The 20,037-nt window shown below is 61.4% G+C and carries 18 protein-coding genes; 13 read left to right on the forward strand and 5 right to left on the reverse strand.

From position 1 onward, the window contains the following. Positions 1-16 precede the first annotated feature (16 nt). The 3 genes from cybH to WBK19_RS18970 are packed head-to-tail and all read right to left on the reverse strand — an operon-like array spanning position 17 to position 3,632. Positions 17-721, reverse strand: a complete 705-nt coding sequence (cybH, locus tag WBK19_RS18960; protein ID WP_494646647.1) for a Ni/Fe-hydrogenase, b-type cytochrome subunit — start codon at positions 719-721, stop codon at positions 17-19. A 22-nt stretch (positions 722-743) separates the two neighbouring features. After that, complete coding sequence (locus tag WBK19_RS18965) at positions 744-2,534, reverse strand: nickel-dependent hydrogenase large subunit (RefSeq protein ID WP_511292555.1); 1,791 nt, start codon at positions 2,532-2,534, stop codon at positions 744-746. Between the two features lie 3 nt (positions 2,535-2,537). Beyond that, positions 2,538-3,632 carry a hydrogenase small subunit gene (locus WBK19_RS18970; RefSeq protein WP_511292557.1) on the reverse strand — a complete coding sequence of 365 codons (1,095 nt, stop codon included), beginning with the start codon at positions 3,630-3,632 and terminating at the stop codon, positions 2,538-2,540. A 256-nt stretch (positions 3,633-3,888) separates the two neighbouring features. Here WBK19_RS18970 and WBK19_RS18975 point away from each other — a divergent pair, with 256 nt between their 5' ends. Then, positions 3,889-8,910, forward strand: a complete 5,022-nt coding sequence (locus tag WBK19_RS18975; RefSeq protein ID WP_511292559.1) for an EAL domain-containing protein — start codon at positions 3,889-3,891, stop codon at positions 8,908-8,910. Here WBK19_RS18975 and WBK19_RS18980 read toward each other — a convergent pair. Further along, positions 8,892-9,797 (reverse strand): hydrogen peroxide-inducible genes activator, encoded by a 906-nt coding sequence (locus tag WBK19_RS18980; RefSeq protein ID WP_511292561.1) that lies wholly within the window; start codon positions 9,795-9,797, stop codon positions 8,892-8,894. The two genes, WBK19_RS18975 and WBK19_RS18980, sit on opposite strands and share 19 nt — an antisense overlap. A gap of 167 nt (positions 9,798-9,964) precedes the next feature. Here WBK19_RS18980 and WBK19_RS18985 point away from each other — a divergent pair, with 167 nt between their 5' ends. From WBK19_RS18985 to napF, 11 genes are all read left to right on the forward strand, one after another. Beyond that, a complete protein-coding gene (locus WBK19_RS18985) occupies positions 9,965-10,972 on the forward strand; it encodes a cytochrome-c peroxidase (protein ID WP_511292563.1) in 1,008 nt (335 codons plus the stop codon). 131 nt (positions 10,973-11,103) lie between these two features. Next, positions 11,104-11,712: a cytochrome c biogenesis heme-transporting ATPase CcmA gene (ccmA, locus tag WBK19_RS18990; RefSeq protein WP_511292565.1), complete on the forward strand. Its 609-nt coding sequence runs from the start codon at positions 11,104-11,106 to the stop codon at positions 11,710-11,712. Positions 11,713-11,725: 13 nt separating this feature from the next. After that, on the forward strand, positions 11,726-12,394 hold the full coding sequence (ccmB, locus tag WBK19_RS18995; RefSeq protein ID WP_511292567.1) for a heme exporter protein CcmB: 669 nt from the start codon (positions 11,726-11,728) through the stop codon (positions 12,392-12,394). Beyond that, positions 12,391-13,146: a heme ABC transporter permease CcmC gene (gene ccmC, locus WBK19_RS19000; protein WP_511292569.1), complete on the forward strand. Its 756-nt coding sequence runs from the start codon at positions 12,391-12,393 to the stop codon at positions 13,144-13,146. Before ccmB ends, ccmC begins: the two co-directional genes overlap by 4 nt. After that, positions 13,143-13,331 carry a heme exporter protein CcmD gene (ccmD, locus tag WBK19_RS19005; protein ID WP_511276593.1) on the forward strand — a complete coding sequence of 63 codons (189 nt, stop codon included), beginning with the start codon at positions 13,143-13,145 and terminating at the stop codon, positions 13,329-13,331. Before ccmC ends, ccmD begins: the two co-directional genes overlap by 4 nt. Further along, on the forward strand, positions 13,328-13,813 hold the full coding sequence (gene ccmE / locus WBK19_RS19010; RefSeq protein WP_494646637.1) for a cytochrome c maturation protein CcmE: 486 nt from the start codon (positions 13,328-13,330) through the stop codon (positions 13,811-13,813). The genes ccmD and ccmE overlap by 4 nt, the downstream gene beginning before the upstream one ends. Positions 13,814-13,815: 2 nt before the next feature. After that, positions 13,816-15,810, forward strand: coding sequence for a heme lyase CcmF/NrfE family subunit (locus WBK19_RS19015; protein ID WP_511292571.1), 1,995 nt, complete (start codon positions 13,816-13,818; stop codon positions 15,808-15,810). Beyond that, positions 15,807-16,391 carry a DsbE family thiol:disulfide interchange protein gene (locus WBK19_RS19020; protein WP_511292573.1) on the forward strand — a complete coding sequence of 195 codons (585 nt, stop codon included), beginning with the start codon at positions 15,807-15,809 and terminating at the stop codon, positions 16,389-16,391. Before WBK19_RS19015 ends, WBK19_RS19020 begins: the two co-directional genes overlap by 4 nt. After that, the gene (locus WBK19_RS19025) at positions 16,388-16,876 is read left to right on the forward strand and encodes a cytochrome c-type biogenesis protein (protein ID WP_511292575.1); all 489 of its coding nucleotides are present in this window, start codon (positions 16,388-16,390) and stop codon (positions 16,874-16,876) included. Before WBK19_RS19020 ends, WBK19_RS19025 begins: the two co-directional genes overlap by 4 nt. Continuing rightward, entirely contained in the window at positions 16,873-17,712 is an 840-nt protein-coding gene (ccmI, locus tag WBK19_RS19030; RefSeq protein WP_511292577.1) for a c-type cytochrome biogenesis protein CcmI, read from the forward strand. Before WBK19_RS19025 ends, ccmI begins: the two co-directional genes overlap by 4 nt. An 11-nt stretch (positions 17,713-17,723) precedes the next feature. Continuing rightward, a complete protein-coding gene (napF, locus tag WBK19_RS19035) occupies positions 17,724-18,200 on the forward strand; it encodes a ferredoxin-type protein NapF (RefSeq protein ID WP_511292579.1) in 477 nt (158 codons plus the stop codon). Here napF and WBK19_RS19040 read toward each other — a convergent pair. Beyond that, a complete protein-coding gene (locus WBK19_RS19040) occupies positions 18,187-18,459 on the reverse strand; it encodes a hypothetical protein (RefSeq protein WP_511292581.1) in 273 nt (90 codons plus the stop codon). The two genes, napF and WBK19_RS19040, sit on opposite strands and share 14 nt — an antisense overlap. A gap of 29 nt (positions 18,460-18,488) precedes the next feature. Here WBK19_RS19040 and WBK19_RS19045 point away from each other — a divergent pair, with 29 nt between their 5' ends. Then, positions 18,489-20,024, forward strand: coding sequence for a cyclic-di-GMP receptor FimW-related protein (locus WBK19_RS19045; RefSeq protein WP_511292583.1), 1,536 nt, complete (start codon positions 18,489-18,491; stop codon positions 20,022-20,024). Positions 20,025-20,037 lie beyond the last annotated feature (13 nt).

Below are 20,037 nucleotides of genomic sequence, written 5' to 3' on the forward strand. Positions count from 1 at the left end.
AACGCAAGTTGAAGCTTCAGTCCTTGAACATCCGCCAGCCGGAAATCATGGTCGAGATCAGGCTCTGCCGGCTCATGATGTCCTCGCGGATCGCCGCATAGACATGGACCAGCACGAAAGTCATCATGATCCACATGCCGAGCCGGTGCAGGTTGTGCACCTGCATCGAGCCGCCGAGGGCCGGAATGACCCAGCCGAACAGCGTATCCTGCCAGCTGCCCAACCCGGCGCCTTCGCTGTACAGCGCGAAGCCGGTGAACAACATGCCGACGGCGAGGATGGTGAAGAAGAAGAACATCATGAGCTGCGCCATCGGATTGTGGCCGACGTACTTCTTTGGCGTCTTTTCGAGGAACAGATACCAGCGCAGTTCGAAGAAGACTTCGCTCCACCATTGCGGATTGGTGATCGGCAGCTTGAAGATCTGCTTGGCGTGATGATTGCCGACGAAGGCCCAATAGACCCGCCCGAGCAGGCCGACAGCAAAGATGTAGGCCGCTGCGAAATGGGCGAAACGGATGTAGCCCATCAGGAAGTTGTCCGACGCTTCGCCGGGCATCGTCGGCAAGGGTTTGCCGATGAAATACCCGGTTACCGCCAGCACCACCATGGCCAGCGCGTTAATCCAGTGCCAGAGGCGCACCGGGGCTTCATAGACGTAGATCGAACGGACTTGTTTGCCGTGCCGTTCGGCCTCGAGCATGTCCTGTTGAGAGAGCATGATTGCCTCCTTTCCGGACCGCTTAGCGGACCTTGACCGACGTCATTTCCTGTCCATCCGGGCTCATCACGTGCGTCGAGCAGGCCAGGCAGGGATCGAAGGAATGCAGCGTGCGCAGGATTTCGAGCGGCTCGTCGGCCTTGGCTACCGGGGTGTCCATCAGCGAGGCCTCGAAGGCACCGATCTGGCCCTTGTGGTCGCGCGGACCGCCATTCCAAGTGGTCGGCACGACGCACTGGTAGTTGTCGATCTTGGTGTCCTTGATGCGGATCCAGTGACCGAGCGCACCGCGCGGGGCTTCGGTGAAACCAGCGCCCATCGCTTCCTTCGGCCAGGTGCTCGGCTCCCACTTTTCGATGTTCGCCGTGTTGAGGTCACCGGCCTTGAGGTTGGTCATCAGCTTGTCGAAGAAATAGGACATCTTGTGCGCCGCCCACTGGCATTCCAGACCGCGTGCCGCGGTACGGCCCAGGGTCGAGAACAGGGCGGTGACCGGGACGTCGAGTTCCTTGAGCAGGGCGTCGACCGGGTCCTTGAACTCCTTGTTGCCCTGGGCGTAGCCGATGATGTAGCGGGCCAGCGGGCCGACTTCCATGGCGTGGCCGCGCCAGCGCGGGGCCTTGATCCACGAATACTTGCCGCCTTCGTCGAGCTCCTTGATGTTGGTCTTGGTGCCCTTGGTGTTCGGGCCGAGCACGAAGCTCGGTTCGGTGACGCCGTCGAAGGGGTGCAGGCCCTTGGTTTCGTCCGGGTACTTGTACCAGGAGTGGGCAACGAATTCCTGAATCTGTTCCGGGTCCTTGAGGTCAATCTCATGGACCTTGGACAGGTCGCCGTTGATGATGGCGCCGCGCGGCAGCATCAGGTTGCCGGCCGAGTAGTCGTTGGCCTTGTCCGGGATGTCGCCGTAGGACATGACGTTCTTCGACGACAGGCCACCGCCATACAGCCAGCCCTTGTAGAACTTGGCGATGGCGATCAGGTCGGGAATGTAGACCTGTTCGGTGAACTCGATTGAGCGGTCGATGATGCTCTTGACCAGATTGAGCCGCTCCATGTTCACGGCGCCGACCGCCCCCGTGCCTTCCATGTTGATGGCGCAGGGCACGCCGCCGACCAGCCAGTTCGGGTGCGGGTTCTTGCCGCCGAAAATGGTGTGCACCTTGACGATTTCCTTCTGGAAATCGAGGGCCTCCAAGTAGTGGGCCACCGCCATCAGGTTGGCTTCCGGCGGCAGCTTGTAGGCCGGGTTGCCCCAGTAACCGTTCATGAAGGGGCCGAGCTGGCCGGATTCGACGAACTTCTTCAAGCGATTCTGGATGTCGCGGAAATAACCGGGCGACGACAGCGGCCACGAGGAAATGCTCTGGGCCAGAGCCGAGGTGGCTTTCGGGTCGGCCTTCAGCGCCGACACAACATCGACCCAGTCGAGCGCATGCAAATGGTAGAAGTGCACCAGATGGTCATGCACCTGCAGGTTGAGCTGCATGATGTTGCGGATGCTGTTGGCGTTTTCCGGGATCTTGATATTCAGCGCATCCTCGACGGCACGCACCGAAGTCAACGCGTGGGTGCCGGTACAGACGCCGCAGATGCGCTCGGTGAAGGCCCAGGCGTCACGCGGGTCGCGGCCCTTGAGGATGACTTCGAGACCGCGCCACATGGTGCCCGTGGACACGGCATTGCGGATGACGTTCTTGTCGTCGAGATTGACTTCCACCCGCAGGTGGCCTTCGATGCGGCAGACCGGGTCAACGACGACGCGCTTGCCGGAGTTGTCGAGCTTGAAGCCCTGAGTTTCGTAAGCAGCCATTTTTTACTTTTCCCCCTCTTTTTCCGGTTGACCGTGGGAAGTCGAATTCCGCGCCCGAGCCAGCGCCGAGACGGCGGCATGGGCAGCAATCGCGGCGCCGACGGTGCCGGCGGCAGCCTTGCCGATGGTGTCGGCATTCGCTTCGACGCCGAATGCCTTGATGTCGGTCACCCGGTCATAGAAGCTGCCCTTGTCCCAGAAGCCCTCCTCGGAACAGCCGATACAGCCGTGGCCGGACTGCACCGGCCAGCTGACGCCGCCGTTCCAACGCATCGACGAACAGGCGTTGTAAGTCGTCGGCCCCTTGCAGCCCATCTTGTACAGACAGTGGCCCTTGCGCGAACCCTCGTCGTCCCAGGCTTCGGCGAACTGACCGGCGTCAAAGTGACCGCGGCGATAGCACTTGTCGTGGATGCGCTGGCCGTAGAACATCTTTGGCCGGCCCTGGCGGTCGAGCTCGGGGATGCGGTCGAAAGTCAGCATGTAGGTGACGACGCCGGTCATCACCTCAGCAATCGGCGGGCAGCCCGGGACGTTGATGATCGGCTTGCCGGAAATGACTTTATGCACCGGCGTCGCGCGTGTCGGGTTCGGTTTGGCAGCCTGCACACAGCCGTAGGAAGCGCAGGCTCCCCAGGAAATGATCGCCTTGGCGTCGGCGCAGGTTTCTTTCAACACTTCAACAAACGGCCGGCCGCCGTGAATGCAGAACATGCCGTCCTCGTTGAGCGGCGGATTGCCTTCGACGGCGACGATGTAATTGCCCTTGTACTTCTTCTTGACCTCTTCGATGATCGCCTCGGCCTGGTGACCGGCGGCTGCCATCAGCGTGTCGTCATAATCGAGTGAGAGCATCGAAAGCACGACATCCTTGGTCAGCGGATGCGCTGAGCGGATGAAGGATTCGGAGCAGCAGGTACATTCGAGGCCGTGCAGCCAGATCACCGGCGTGCGGGCCTTGGTTTCCAGCGCATGCGCGATGCGCGGCGCAGCGGCGCTGCCCAGCCCGAGCGATGTGGCGGTCAGGCTGCAGAATTTGAGAAAGCTGCGCCGGGTTATCCCCTGGCGGCGCAGCACTTCATAAAAGGTCTCGGTCACTGGTATGTCCCCCGTTGGTTTTGTTGCCAAGTAGGCGGGCTACTACGCAAAGCGTGTGCCACAGAGCGGGACTCACTGATTTATCGATTGAAATCAAGGCACTTCGGACGCCTGGCTGGGCCTTGGAGGAAACCGCGAATGAGAATTGGATGGTCAGTATCAATCCATGGTGGAAACCGCGCTTCCACACCCGATTGGCCCGGCTGATTGACCGCCATCAACGCGCAACAGCAAGGAATCGTTCTAGAATCAGACAATGAAAAGAAAACGCGCGACCAAGATCGTCGAGCTGATATCCACCCAAAGTGATCGCGTCGAACCCGGCATGAGGCTCCGCGACGTAGCGTCACGCATGCTGGAATCGAAGATCTCGTCAGTTATCGTCGTCGACCAGGGCGCCATTCTCGGCATCATCACCGAGCGCGACATCGTGCGCGTCATGCGTCAACATCGCTCGCCGGACCAAACCGCGAGCGAGACCATGAGCAGCCCGGTACACAGCGTGCCGGCCGACATGCCCTTCCAGCAAGCCTACCGGGAAGCCGCCAATCTCGGCATTCGCCGTATCGTAGTTACCGACGAGGCGGGATTGCCACTCGGCGTCGTCAGCGAATCTGATTTTCGCAAACATCTCGGCCCTGACTTTTTCCTTCAGCTGAACAGTGCCGATACGCTGATGGAGCGCACCTTCCCCAGACTGCCGGCCGATGCCAGCCTCGAGGATGCCCTGCTCGCCATGGAAGCCGTCAGTGTCAGTTGCGTCTTCGTCGTCGATGGCCGGCGGCCGCTGGGCATCGTCACCGAACATGACGTTGTTCGCTTCTTTCTCGACACCCAGAACAACCCCAGCCTCGGTGCGGTCATGACCCAGCCCGCCATCTGCATCCGGGCCGACCGGCCGTTGGCTGAAGCGGCGCAGCAGATGCTCGAACGTGACATCCGGCATCTGGCGGTTGTCGACGAGAACGGCGCTCTTGTCGGCCTGCTCTCCGAGCACACGCTGATGAGTCCGCTCCACCTCGGCCAGATTGATAGCGCGCTGAGCGAGCAACAATTGAAGCTGCGTTCGCGCGAGCGAATCCTTGAAGAAACCGCCCGCAACGAACGCTACCAGCGCGCCCTGCTCGACAACTTTCCCTTCCTTGTCTGGCTCAAGGATACGGAATCGCGCTTCCTGACCACCAACCGCAGCTTTGCCGAAGCGGTCAACCAGCCCAATACCAGCGCCATCGTCGGCAAGACCGATCTGGATTTCTGGCCGCCCGACATGGCAGAGCATTTCCGTGCCGACGACGGCGAAGTCATGGCCACCCGGAAAAACAAGGTCGTCGTCGAACCGATCATGGTCAAGCACCAGAGCATCTGGCACGAGACCTACAAGGCGCCGGTCGTTGGCGACGATGGCACCTTGCTTGGCACCGTCGGCTTTGCCCGCGACATATCCGGGCGGATGCGCGCCGAAGAAGCGATGCGCCTGCGCAATGCCGCGCTGGCCGGGATGATCAGCGGAGAAACGCTGCCCCGCGCCCTCGAATTGCTCGTCATGTCGGTTGAGGCCGAGATGCCGAACTGGCGCTGCTCGATCATGCTCTGCGACGAAACCGGGGAACACCTCCGCGTCGGCGCAGCGCCCAGCCTGCCAGCAGCCTATAGCGCCGCCATCGACGGCATGCCGATCGGCGAAAGCACCAGCTCCTGCGGTATGGCAGCGGCGCTGAGGCAGCGGGTCATTGTCGAAAATGTGTTCGAAAACCCGCTATGTGCGGCCTATCACGATCTCGCCCGGGAAAATGAAATTGCCGCCTGCTGGTCTGACCCGATCATCGGGCCGGATGGCTTGTTGCTCGGCACCTTCGCTGCCTATCACCGCCTGCCAAGCCAGCCGCGCGAAGAAGACCTGGGCTGCCTGATGCAGGCCTGCCAATTGGCCGCCCTGCTCATTGCCCACCAGCACCGCTCACATGAGCTGGACAAAAGCCTGGAAACCTTTCGTGGCATTTTCAATAGTGTCAGCGAAGCATTGTTCATTCAGTCCGAGGATGGCACCTTTCTCGACGTGAACGCCGGTGCCGAGCAGATATCCGGGGTACCGCGCGAACAGTTGATCGGTCTGAGTCCCGCTGTGTTTACCCAGCCGGGACTGACCGATGTGCCGACCATCAATCGGCACATCGCCAGCGCACTGGCCGGCACGCCGCAAACCTTCGAAGTTCTCGCCCGGCATAGCGAAGGCCGCATCTTCCCGGTCGAAATCCGGCTGCATAGTTCAAGATACTTCGGCCGTCCGGCCGTCGTCGCTTCAGCGATCGATATTTCCGAGCGCAAGAATGCCGAGTTGCGCCTCGAAATCGAGCACGATCTGGCGCAAGCAGTGGCGTCCGGCCAGCCACGCGACGCCGTGTTTCAAGTCCTGCTGCAGGCTACACTGCGTTTTCCCGATCTTGACTCCGGCTGCCTCCACTGGCGACAGCCCGATGGCAGTTATCAGCTAATCGCCCACGCCGGCGTTTCCGGCGACTTTGTTGCCAAAGTCACGCGGCTCGACGCCAACACCCCGTTCGCCCGCTTCGCAATGGACGGCGGCACAATTTGCAACTGCCAGGAACCGAGCGACCACTGCGCCGACCCCAGCATTCTTGACAGCGAAGCGATCCGCGGCGAAGGCTTGGGCTGCCTGGCCGCCTTACCCATCATGCTGGCCGATCAGCCGGTCGCCTGCATAACGCTGGGCAGTCGCCGGGCCACCGGCGTTCTCGCCTCGACGCTGCGCTCGCTGGAGATGCTCGGCACGCACTTCAGCCAAACCCTGCTGCAGCTCGACGCGCAAGAAGAAGCCCGCCGCCTGCAACAGAATCTGAGCGGCCTGTTCGATGCCCTGAAGGATTTCATTTTCATCCTCGATGAGGACGGCCACATCCTGCACTACAACCGCTCCGTAACCGAAGGCCTCGGCTATGAGGGGAACGCCCTGATCGGCAAGCTGATTGCCACGGTCCACCCGAAAAATCTGCAAAAAATTGCCAACGAGCAAATGATCGACGTTGTCGCCGGTCGCCGCTTCAGCTGCCCACTGCCCATCCTGCACGCCAATGGCGAGCAGACCATGATCGAGACGCGCATCACGCATGGCTACTGGAATGGCCGTCCGGCCCTGATCAGTACGTCGCAGGACATCACCGAGCGGCTGATCGCCGAAGAGCGCCAGCAACTCGCCGCCAGCGTCTTCGACAATGCGCACGAAGGGATCATGATCACCGACCCGAAAGGGCGCATCGTCGAGGTTAATTCAACCTTCACCGAATTGACCGGCTATCCCCGCGAGGAGGCCATTGGCCAGACGCCGGATTTGCTCAAGTCAGGGCATCACGATCCGGCCTTTTACGCTGAAATGTGGAAAAAAATCGCCGAAGACGGCTATTGGCGAGGCGAGATATGGAATCGCAAAAAATCCGGTGAAATATTCGTCGAGCTGCTGACCATCTCAACCGTCCGCAACCGGAACGGCGAGATTGCCAATTTCGTCGCCATTTTTTCCGACATCACGGTCATCAAGCAGCACCAGCAACGCCTCGAGCACCTCGCCCATTACGATGCGCTGACCCAGTTGCCCAACCGCATGCTGCTCGGCGACCGCCTCCAGCTCGCCATGGCGCAAACCGAGCGCAGCGGGAAGATGCTGGCCATCTGCTACCTCGATCTCGACAATTTCAAACCGATCAACGACCGCTTCGGCCACTCGGCCGGCGATTTCCTGCTCATCGAAGTCGCCCAGCGCCTGAAAACCTGCGTCCGGGCCGGCGACACGGTGTCGCGACTGGGTGGCGACGAGTTCGTACTGCTCGTCTCCAATCTTGAAGACCTGCACGAATGCGACTACGCCGTCGCCCGCATCATCAGTGCACTGAACCAGCCCTTCCGCGTCTCCGAACACGCCATTTCGATTTCGGCGAGTATCGGCGTCACTCTCTATCCGCATGATGGCTCGGACGCCGACACCTTGCTCCGCCATGCCGACCAGGCGATGTACGCGGCCAAGCAGGGTGGCCGCAATCGCCATCACCTGTTCGACCCGGAAAACGACCGCCGCACCCGCATTCGCCGCGAAGAAATCGTGCGCATTCGGGAAGGCCTCGCCAAGGGCGAATTCGAGCTTTACTTCCAGCCCAAGGTCAACATGCGCAAGGGCAGCGTAACCGGCGCCGAAGCGCTGATCCGCTGGCAACACCCGACCGATGGCCTGCTCCTGCCAGCCCGTTTCCTGCCCATCATCGAAGACAGCGAACTGGATATTGAAGTCGGCGACTGGGTCATCCGGGAAGCCCTTCGGCAGATGGAAGACTGGCACGCCCAGGGTGTCGATCTGCCGGTCAGCATCAACATTTCGGGCAAACACCTGCAGCACGAGGGGTTCTCGCGGCGACTGGCCGAATTGCTCGCGGCCCACCCGAATCTGGCGCCCGGCCTGATTGAGCTCGAAGTGCTCGAAACCGCTGCGCTTGAAGACATGGCCAACGTCGCCGAACTGTTCGGCGAATGCCGGCGCCTTGGCGTCAGCTTCGCCCTCGACGATTTTGGCACCGGCTATTCGTCGCTGACCTACTTCCGCCAGCTACCGGCCGACGTGCTCAAGATCGACCAATCCTTCATCCGCAACATGCTCGACGACGCCGACGATCTGGCCATCGTCGAAGGTGTCATCGGGCTGACCCAGGCTTTCCGCCGGCAGGTCATCGCCGAAGGGGTGGAAACCGTCGAGCACGGACTCGTCCTGCTGCTTCTCGGCTGCGACATGGCGCAAGGCTTCGGAATCGCCCACCCGATGCCGGCAGCGCTTTTGCCGGAATGGATCCGGCAATTCAAACCGGATGAACTATGGGGTCTGGCCACGGCCTTCAAATGGTCGCACGAGGATTTGCCCATGCTGATCGCCGACGTCGACCACAGCCGCTGGAAAAAATCCCTGTATGCCTACCTCGACGACACGACGGGGGCCATCCGCCCTCCTGAACTCGACCAACATCAATGCCGTTTTGGTCGCTGGTATTACAGCCAGGACGGTCAGCGCTATGCCAGTGCCGACGCGTTCCGAATGATCGAAGACCTGCACAAGAAGCTGCACGACATCGGCAGCCAATTGCGCCGCTGTCACGACAGCGGCGACAGCCGCGCCATCGAGGCATTGAAACTGGAATTCGAGCAGCAGAATGCCAGCCTGACAGAGTGCATCCAGCACATTCAGGCCGAAGTGCTGATGAACACTCAGACCAGCAAGCGATAGGCTGGCGAACGGAGTCCCCGCACCGCATCAAGCAGCGCCTCGATTGCCTTCGGCCGCACGAATCCCGGCCGCCAGGCCAGGGCTACCCGGCGGGCCGGGGCGGGTTCCTTGAAAGGAATGACGCTGATCATGTCGTTGCTGTAAGGATGACCCAGCGCACCGTCCGGCAACACTGAAACCCCGAGGCCGGACGCCACCATGCAGCGGATGGTGCCGATCGAGTGACCGAGCCGGACGTCGGTTTCCGGGCTGCTGACCTGAGGACAGGCGCCCAGTACCTGATCGCGGAAGCAGTTCCCGGCCTTCAACAACAGCACCTCATCGCCGGCCACGTCCTCAGGCGCAATCCATTCCCGGCTTTCCCACGGATGACCGCGCGGCACGACCACCTTGAAGGATTCATCATAGATAGCCCGGGTCAACACGCCCGGCACGTCGAAGGGCAGTGCAATGATGACGACGTCAACTTCGTTGTCATGCAGCATGTCGGCCAGGGTAGCCGTCATGTTCTCCTCGATGGCGAGCGGCATGGCCGGCGCCACCACTTTCAGGGAATGAATGAGTTGTGGCAGCAGATAGGGACCGATGGTGTGAATTACCCCGAGCCGCAATGGCCCCTCCAGCTGATCGCGGCCAAGCATGGCCACCTGCCGGACTTTCTCGGCCTCGCCAAGCGCCCGCTTCGCCTGCTCGACGACCTTGGCGCCAACCGCACTCGGGCTGACAAAACCCTTGCCGCGCTCAAACAATTGCACGCCAAACTCGTCCTCCAGGCGGGCAATCGCCACACTCAGCGTCGGCTGACTGACCGAACAGTGCTCCGCCGCCCGGCTGAAATTACCCTCTTGAGCCAAAGCGACGATATAGCGCAACTCGGTTAAGGTCATTGCTGATCTCCATTTCACACACGAGGGCTCATGCCCCTTCCAGCTATAGGGACTAACTATAGCCGCTATAACCAAAACCCATAAAAATCATTGACTTGGATCAATATTAGCACAAGGCGGAAGGGGAGAATCGACCATCGATGCTTTTTCACCAAGGGAGATAAACGATGAAACGCACCACACTGTCCGTCGCCATTGCACTACTTTCCGGAGCCATCTTCAGCCAGTCTGTCATGGCAGCCAGCAATGAACCGATCCAGCCGATCGCCCCGGCCAAGGTCACCAACCCGGCCCTCGTCGAGCTGGGCAAGAAGCTCTATTTCGATCCGCGCCTCTCCAAATCCGGCTTCATCTCCTGCAACTCGTGCCACAACCTGTCGATGGGCGGCACCGACAACATCAAGACCTCGATTGGCCACAACTGGCAGGAAGGCCCGATCAATGCGCCGACCGTGCTGAATTCCAGCCTCAACGTCGCCCAGTTCTGGGATGGCCGCGCCGCCGACCTCAAGGCCCAGGCAGGTGGCCCGATCGCCAATCCGGGTGAAATGGGCTTCACCCATACGCTGGCCGTCAGCATGCTGCAAACCATTCCTGGCTACGTGGCTGAATTCAAGAAGGCCTTCGGCTCCGAGACAGTCGATATCGAAAAAGTCACCAAGGCCATCGCCGCCTTCGAGGAAACCCTGGTCACCCCGAATTCACGCTTTGACAAATACCTGAAGGGTAACAAGAAGGCCATCACCAAGAATGAACTGGCTGGCTACCAGCTGTTCAAGGACGCCGGTTGCGTCGCCTGCCATAACGGCCCGGCAGTCGGCGGCAATTCCTTCCAGAAGATGGGTCTGGTCGAAGCCTACAAGGCATCCAGCCCGGCCGAGGGTCGCTCTGCCGTGACCGGCAAGGATGCCGACCGTTTCAACTTCAAGGTACCTACCCTGCGCAACGTTGAAATGACCTATCCGTACTTCCACGACGGCGCAGCCAACACGTTGCCGGAAGCAGTTGACACCATGGCCCGCATCCAGCTCGGCAAGAAGTTCACGCCGGAAGAAAACGCCAAGGTCGTCGCCTTCCTGAAGACCCTGACCGGCGACCAGCCGAACTTCAAGATGCCGATCCTGCCGCCGTCATCCGACGCGACGCCGCGTCCGACGCCATTTGAAAAGAAATAACAACCGCTCCAGAGAATCGACGGGGGCTGCGGCCCCCGTTTTTCTTGTTGGCGTTTATTTGATTCCCGTTAATCTGCCGTTAAACTTGCGCGTCCATAATTTGTGCCTGATTTCTTTCGGTTTTCCCCCTGATGCTTGAAGCTGACAATTTGGAATGCGTGCGCGGCGAGCGCCGCCTGTTCGCAGGCCTCGGCTTCAAGCTGGAGGCCGGGGAACTGCTTTACCTGCAGGGAAAAAACGGCGCTGGAAAAACCAGCCTGCTACGCATGCTGATCGGCCTGTTGCCACCGGAAACCGGTGAAATCCGCTGGAAGGGTGAATCGATCAAGTCCGACGAATTCCGTGCCGACCTTTGCTACCTTGGCCACCTGAACGCCATCAAGGAAGAGCTGACTCCACTGGAAAATCTGCTCGCCGCCGCCCGGCTGGCCGACGAGGACTTGTCCGAAGGTGATGCCATCGATGCGCTGGAGCAAGTCGGCCTGGCCGGCCGCGAAGACCTCGCCTGCAAATATCTGTCGCAGGGTCAGAAAAGACGGGTCGCACTGGCCCGCCTGGTAAAGGAAAAACGGCCACTGTGGATACTCGACGAACCTTTTGTCGCCCTCGACGTTGCCGCGGTCGACTGGCTGGCGAGCATCATTTCCGGCCACCTGCAACGCGGTGGCCTGGCTGTCATGACGACGCATCAACTGGTCAATATTCCGGCCGGAACCGTGCGCGAATTGCGGCTCGGTTGAGGGTGATGCGCTGATGTTCAAAATCATTACGGCAGTCATCAGCCGCGATCTCAAACTGGCCATGCGACGCCAGGCCGATATCGTCTCTGCTGTTTTCTTCTTCGTCATTGTCGTCAGCCTTTTCCCGCTCGGCATCGGGCCCGAGCCTGACCTGCTGCGCAAACTGGCGCCCGGCGTGCTGTGGGTAGCTGCCCTGCTCGCTACCATGCTCTCTCTGCCCCGCCTGTTCGCCGACGACCATCGCGATGGCACACTAGAACAACTGGCTCTGGCCCCGCACCCTCTCGGGCTGGTCGTTACCGGAAAAGTGATTGCTCACTGGCTGGTCTCGGGGCTGCCGCTGGCACTGATCGCACCGGTGCTCGGCGTTCAGTTCGACCTATCCACCGACGCGCTCGTCGTCCTCACCTTCGCCATCCTGATCGGCACCCCGGCGCTGTCAGGCATCGGCGCCATCGGTGCGGCACTGACCCTTGGCCTGCGTGGCGGCGGCGTGCTGCTCTCGCTACTGGTTCTGCCGCTATATATTCCAGTGCTAATATTCGGCGCTGGCGCAGTGGATGCGACGGTGACCGGGCTCGGGGGAGAAGGTCACCTGTCACTGCTCGCTGCACTTACCTTTGCCTCACTTGGCTTTGCCCCCTGGGCATCGGCCGCTGCCTTGAAGATCGCCCTCGAATGAAAGATCGCTTCAATCTCTACCGCTTCGCGTCGCCGGCCACGTTTTATCCTTTCGCTGGCGCGCTGATTCCCTATTTCGTCGCTGTTTCGGTCGTCTTCGGCCTCGCCGGGCTATGGCTCGGCATGCTCGTCGCGCCGACCGACTTCCAGCAGGGCGAGGGCTATCGGATCATCTTCATCCACGTCCCGGCCTCCTGGATGTCGATGTTCATCTACCTCGTCATGGCCGGCTGGGCAGCCATCGGACTGGCTTTCAACACCCGGTTGTCGGGCATGATGGCGCAGGCCCTGGCCCCCACCGGCGCGCTCATGGCCTTCCTGTCGCTACTGACCGGTGCCCTGTGGGGCAAGCCGATGTGGGGCGCCTGGTGGGTCTGGGATGCCCGGCTGACTTCCGAATTGATCCTGCTTTTCCTCTACATCGGCTACATGGCCCTGACCGCCGCCATCGATGATGCGCGCCGGGCCGACAAGGCCGGTAGCCTGTTGCTCCTGGTCGGCGTCGTCAATATTCCGATCATCTATTTCTCGGTCAAGTGGTGGAATACCCTGCACCAGGGTTCCAGCGTCAATCTCGCCAAGTCGTCGATGGCGACCACGATGCTCTGGGGCATGCTGCTCATGGCCATGTGCTTCTGGATGTACTCGATTGCCATCGCACTGATGCGCGTGCGGACCATCATGCTTGAGCGCGAACGCCACACCGACTGGGTCAAGGCCGAATTGCTGGGCAAGGCAGGAGACAAAAAATGATCCACTGGGCCAGTTTTTCCGACTTCATCGCCATGGGCGGCTACGGTTTTTATGTCTGGGGTTCGTTCGGCGCCACCGTTTTGATCATGGCGATTGAACCGATCGTCGTTGCCCGCAATCGAAAGAGCACCATCGCCCGCCTCAAGCGCCAGTTGCGCGCCGAAACTAGGAACACCGCTGAATGAAATCCCGTCACAAGAAACTCGCCCTGATCGGCGGCGCGCTGGCCATCATCGGCATCATCGCCGCGCTGGTCTTGAACGCCCTGAACAGCAATATCGCGCTCTACATCACGCCGACCGAAGTGGCTGCCGGCAAAGCACCCAAGGACAAACTGTTCCGCATCGGCGGCTTGGTAAAGGAAGGCAGCATTCAACGCCAGGCTGATGGTGTGACCATCCAGTTCGTCGTCACCGATACTGAAAAAGACATTCCGGTGCACTACAAGGGCATCCTCCCCGACCTGTTCAAGGAAGGTAAAGGCGCTGTTGCCCAGGGCAAGCTGACTGCCGACGGCAATTTCATGGCTACCGAAGTGCTGGCCAAGCACGATGAAAACTACATGCCGCCGGAAGCCGCCAAGGCTGTCGACGACGCCCAGGCCCGCGCCGCCGGCAAGCATGTTTCCCCGTCTTCTTCTGGCGACAAGCCGAAAGCGAGCTACTGAGCATGATTCCTGAACTCGGCCATTTCGCCCTCATTCTCGCGGCACTGGTCGCGCTGATCCTTGGCACCCTGCCGCTGATCGGCGCCCACCAGAACCGCATGGCCTGGGTTGCCGTCGCCCGGCCGGCCGCTTCGGCCATGGCGCTGCTCGTCACTTTCTCATTCGCCTGCCTGACGCAGGCTTTCGTGACCAACGACTTCTCCGTGGTCTATGTGGCCCAGCACTCCAATTCGCTGCTGCCACTGCAATATCGCGTTGCCGCCGTCTGGGGCGGCCATGAGGGTTCGCTATTGCTGTGGATGCTGATGCTGACCTGGTGGGCCTTTGGCGTCGCCATGCTGTCGAAGCAATTGCCGGAAGCGATGGTGGCCCGCGTGCTCGGCACGCTCGGTCTGGTTGCCTTTGGGTTCGTGCTGTTCATCCTGATCACTTCCAGCCCGTTCGAGCGCCTGCTACCGGCAGCGGCCGAAGGACGCGACCTTAACCCGCTGCTCCAGGACTTCGGGCTGGTCATCCACCCGCCGCTGCTCTACATGGGCTACGTCGGCTTCTCAGTCGCTTTCGCCTTCGCCATCGCGGCACTGCTCTCGGGCCAGTTGGACGCCGCCTGGGCGCGTTGGTCGCGGCCGTGGACGATGGCGGCCTGGTGCTTCCTGACCCTGGGCATCGCCATGGGCTCGTGGTGGGCTTATTACGAACTGGGCTGGGGCGGCTGGTGGTTCTGGGATCCGGTCGAGAATGCCTCGTTCATGCCCTGGCTGGTTGGCACGGCGCTGATCCATTCGCTGGCGGCCACCGAAAAGCGCGGCAGTTTCAAGAACTGGACGGTCCTCCTGGCGATCTCGGCCTTTTCGCTATCGCTGCTCGGCACCTTCCTCGTTCGTTCCGGCGTGCTGACCTCGGTCCATGCCTTCGCCACCGACCCGCGACGCGGCATTTTCATCCTGATATTCCTGGTCGCCGTCATCGGCACCTCGCTCGCCCTGTTCGCCTGGCGCGCCCCGAAGGTCGGCTTGGGCGGCCGCTTTAGCCTGGTGTCGCGCGAATCGTTCCTGCTCACCAACAACGTGCTGCTTGTCGTCGCCTGCGCCACCGTGCTGCTCGGCACGCTCTACCCGCTGCTTATCGACGCGCTCGGCGTCGGCAAGATTTCGGTCGGGCCACCGTACTTCAATGCCGTCTTCGTGCCGGTCATGGCGCCGGTGCTGTTCCTCATGGGCGTCGCCCCCTTCGCCCGCTGGAAGGATGCATCGATCCCGGAAATCGCCCGCACCGTACGCTGGGCGATGGTCGCCGCCGCCATCGTCGCCATCGCGCTGCCGCTGGTATATGGCCAGTGGAGCGCGCTGACCGCGCTCGGCATCCTGCTCGCCGCCTGGGTCACCTTTACGACGCTGACTGCCTTCGTCCAGCGCGTCCAGCACACGCGGGCTGGCCAGTCTTTCCTGAGCGCAGCATTCAAGCAGCCGCGCAGCTTTGTCGGCATGTGCGTCGCCCACTTCGGGATCGCCGTTTTCGTCGTCGGCGTGACCATGGTCAGCAGCTTCCAGGATGAAAAAGACGTCAAGATGGCGCCCGGCGATACCGTCGATGTCGCCGGCTACAGCTTCAAGTTCAATGGCGTCAAGGAAATACAGGGGCCGAACTACGTGGCGGCGCAGGGCGACTTCGATCTCACGGTCGACGGGAAATTTCGCCTGAAAATGCAACCGGAAAAACGCAACTACGCGTCGTCCGGCATGCCGATGACCGAAGCGGCCATCGACGCCGGATTCCTGCGCGATGTCTATGTCTCGCTCGGCGAACCGATCAATCGTGACAAGCCGGAAGGCGAATGGGCCGTCCGCGTTTATTACAAACCCTTTGTCGACTGGATCTGGGGCGGCTGTGTACTGATGGCACTGGGCGGCCTGCTGGCCATGCTTGATCGCCGTTACCGCGCCAAGTCCCGCGCCTCGTCTGCTGTTCAAACCCCGGCTGGAAGCCAACACGCATGAACCGTTATTACTGGATCCTCGGCGCTTTCGCCGCTCTCGTCGCCCTGCTTGCCGTCGGACTAGGGCTCAACCCGCGCGACGTCCCCTCGCCGCTGGTCGGCAAGCCGGCACCGTCTTTCAGCCTCAACGTTCTGGCCACGCCGGACAAGACCCTTGGTCCCAAGGACATGCAGGGCAAGGTCTGGCTGTTCAACGTCTGGTCCTCGTGGTGCGTCTCCTGCCGTGCCGAGCACCCGGTGCTCGTCGAGTTTTCGAAGAACGCCAACGTGCCGCTGATCGGTCTCAACTACAAGGAAGTGCGTGGCGACGGCAATTTCGACATGAGCAAGATGCCGGCTGATGAGGAAAAGAAGCTGGCCTTCCAGCGCGCCAACCAGTGGCTGGCCCAGCATGGCAACCCCTACACGCTGACGGTGATGGACATCGACGGCCGCGTCGGCATCGACTACGGCGTCTATGGCGTGCCGGAAACCTACGTCATCGACAAGACCGGGATCATCCGCATGAAGCACACCGGGCCGATTTCGCCGGATGTGCTGGCCCAGAAGATCATGCCGCTGCTTGCCGAGCTGAACAAATGAAGCGTCACCTCCTGATTGCCCTTTTCATTTTTGGCTCTTTTTTCGGGTCGACCGTGGCATTTGCCGACGCGGCCACCGAAGCCGCCACAGCCGCCGATCCGGTGGCCGAAAAGCGTCTGCAGAAGCTGTCTGAAGAGTTGCGCTGCCTGGTTTGCCAGAACCAGACCATTGCCGACTCCAACGCCGAGCTGGCACAGGACCTGCGCCGCGAAGTTCGCACCATGATCAAGGACGGCAAGACCGACAAGGAAATCGTCGATTTCATGGTCACCCGCTATGGCGATTTCGTCCTCTACCGCCCGCCGGTCAAGGGCATCACGCTGCTCCTCTGGGGTGGCCCGGTCGCCCTCATGCTGCTCGGCCTGTTTATCCTGCAGCGTTACCTGCGCCGTCGCGCCACCCGCATCAATGCCGAAGACCAGCCGCTGTCGGCTGACGAGACCAGTCGCGCCGACGCGATGCTCAAGGAAATCGACCAGAAATGAATCAGTTCGCCCTATTTGCCGTCCTCTTGATCGTCGTGGTCTCCGCTTTCATCCTGCCGCCGCTGTGGCTCGGCCTGCGCACCACCAGCAAGGCCGACCGCAAGGAAGCCAACCTCGCCATCTTCCGCGACCAATTGGCCGAACTGGCCCGTGAAAAAGCCGAAGGATCGCTCGCCGAGGCCGATTTCGAGCAAGCCAGACATGAGCTGCAACGCCGCCTGCTCGAAGAAGTCGAGCCGACCACCGCTGACGGTGCCCCCCAAGCCATGCATGGGCCGAGCCGCAAGATGGCCATCGCCATCCTGCTCCTGCTGCCCATTCTCGGCCTGCTCGGCTACGGCATCCTCGGCAATCCGAAGGCGCTCGACCCGGTGCAAACCGCCGCGCCGCAGGAGATGACGCCGGAAAAGATCAATGAAATGGTCTCCAGCCTGGCCGAAAAGCTCAAAGCCAACCCGGACAACATGCCGGGCTGGCTCATGCTCGCCCGTTCCTACAAATCGATGGGCCGCTACGACGAAGCCGTTCAGGCCTTCGCCAAGGCCGAGAAAGCCATCAACGACGATCCAGACCAGCTCGCCAGCTATGCCGAAGCGGTCGCCATGGCCAACGGCAAGGGGATCAATGGCAAGGCCCTCCAGCTCATCGAACAGGCGCTGAAAGTTGATCCGAAGCACGCCCACAGCATGTTCCTGGCCGGCGCTGCCGCCATGGAGGCCGGCGACAACAAGAAGGGGCTGTCCTACTGGGAGCCGCTGCTGTCACAAGTCGAGCCGGGTTCTGAAGTTGACCAGATGCTGCGTAGCGGCATCGAGAAGATGAAGGCTGGCAAGTAGGCCAGGCCAACATGGTCGACCTTTCCCGCCGTGGTTTTTTCCGCGGTCGACCGCGTCCCAGGGCCGAAATTCGCCCGCCCTGGGCGCTCCCGGAAGCAGAATTCATCGACCGTTGCACGCGCTGCAATGACTGCCTCAAAGCCTGCCCGACACGGATTCTCGTCGTCGGTGACGGCGGTTATCCAACCGTTGATTTCAGCCTCGGCGAATGCACCTTCTGCGGCGACTGTGTCACCAGTTGCCAACCCAAGGCTTTGCTTCGCCAACCCGAACAAGCTGCCTGGCCCTACAAGGCAACCATCGGCGAAGACTGTTTGCCCCGTCAGGGCGTCGAATGCCGCGTCTGCGGCGACTTCTGCGAAGCCCGCGCCATTCGCTTCACGCCGCGAGTGGGCGGCAGCCCGTTGCCTGAGATCGAATCCGACAAATGCACCGGCTGCGGTGCCTGCGTCGCACCTTGCCCGGTCACTGCGATCAGCGTTCGCTAGTCTCTTCTGACAAAGGCGGAACCAGTGGTGGCGGCGAAAATCCAAGGGCTATCATCTCGGCCTCCAGCTTGATGCGGAGGATCAGCAAGCCCTGCAAGGACTCACGCGCCTTGTCGTCGACCCAGTTTTCGTGATGATTGCGCAAACAGGCATCAATTTCGTGGCGATTGGCCAGATCGACGCGACAAACAGCAGCGTACCGGTGAATCTCGCTATCAAGATCCCGCAATTCGCGATCATAATGTTCAAATCCGCTCATCGTTCAAGCTTACTCCGGAAGGAGCGACCATGCATTGGTTAACATTGCCCGAACCGCGCAAGAACATCGCCTTGGCCTTTCACGACCTGGCATCGGAAAAAACCTGGCTGGCCAGCCAGCCGCAAGCCCAGCCAATGCACATGCTGGCCGCCATCAGCCTGCAGATCGAAGCGATCGAGGCATCGACGGTCCCGCCAAGCCTAGCCGTCGAATTGCTCGACCTGCTGCGGACAGCCGCCGTACCGGCCCAGGATGCGATGGAGCCGCGTTACGTGCGCAAGGCACTGCCCATGCTCGACGACGACCAGCGCGCATTCGAGGTTGCCCAGCGCCTCTGGCTGCGTCTCGGTACTTCCTATCTGCGCCTGGCGCCACATTTTGCCCCGGCCGAAAAAGGCAAACTGCTGCACCGGGCAGCCTGTGCCATCCGGATGGCGGAATACTGCCATTTCCTGGCCGCCCGGGAATGCCCGGCCCTGCTCGATCAAATACTCTTCGCCATCCTCGACCAGGCCGAAAGAGATGGGGTGTCGCGCCATTCGCTGCCCGATCCCGACTTCCCGCATCTGGTCGACACCACCATTGCCGGCCATCTGGCCTGGGCATTCATGCTGCGCCTGATCGACCCGTATCGCCTGTCGGCCGCGCAGCTCGCCGTCGCCAACCGGGCGCTGAGCCGCTGGCGCGAACTGGCCGGTTTCCAGACCATGCCGGACGATGACCCGAGAGGCCACTCCGTCGATCTCGAACCGCTATTTGGCAGCAGCTTGCCGGAAGGCATTCCGCGCTGGCTCGAAGTTCCCCGGGTGACCCGCAAGATCGCCCAGCGCATTGCCGCGCTCAAGGAAGGCGAATCGCCCGAAGCCCTGAAACTTGGCCGCGAACTGTCACCGGCGGCCTGTATCCGCCTGCTGCGCGACATCGAAGCCAGCCTTGAATCGCATGGCCAACACCGCAGCACGGAAATCGGTGAAATCGAACTCGCCTTCGGCGCCGAATTTGCCTATGCCGCGTTTACCGGCGAAATGATCGTGCAAAGCGGATCGCTCGATGTCGGCAGCGCAACCCTGGCCCATCAGCGTACGGCCATGTTCGGATTCGACCGCGTGTCGACGATGCCGACGGCCGTCAAGAAACTGAATGTCCCCGGTGAAAACTGGCTGCTCGTCGATGGCAAGGCCATCCGCCCGGCTGACCGCAAGGGTGCCCGCCGCCAATCGCCCTGTCTGATCGCCTCGACCTCCCTTGGCGCGCCGAGACTCGGTGTCATGGTTGGACTGCAAAGCATTCCCGGCGGCGCGCTGGCGGCCGATCTGCAGTGGTACGAAGAACTAATCGAACCCGGCCGTCTCGCCCGCCCGGCGGCGCCGGGCCAAACCAACGCCGTGGTCCCCGTCTTCCTGCTCCATGACGGTGACGACTGTTCATTGATCGTCCCGAGTGTGGCTGGTATCCGGCTCGATACCGGCGTTACGCTGGAAGGAGCCTCGGTCAGCCATCTGATGCCGACCGAAGTGCTCGAACGCGGCGTCGATTTCGTCCGCTACGCGATCAGCAAACAATAAAAAAGCCCGCCGG

Source organism: Azonexus sp. (genome assembly GCF_049652925.1).
Taxonomy (GTDB): Bacteria; Pseudomonadota; Gammaproteobacteria; order Burkholderiales; family Rhodocyclaceae; genus Azonexus.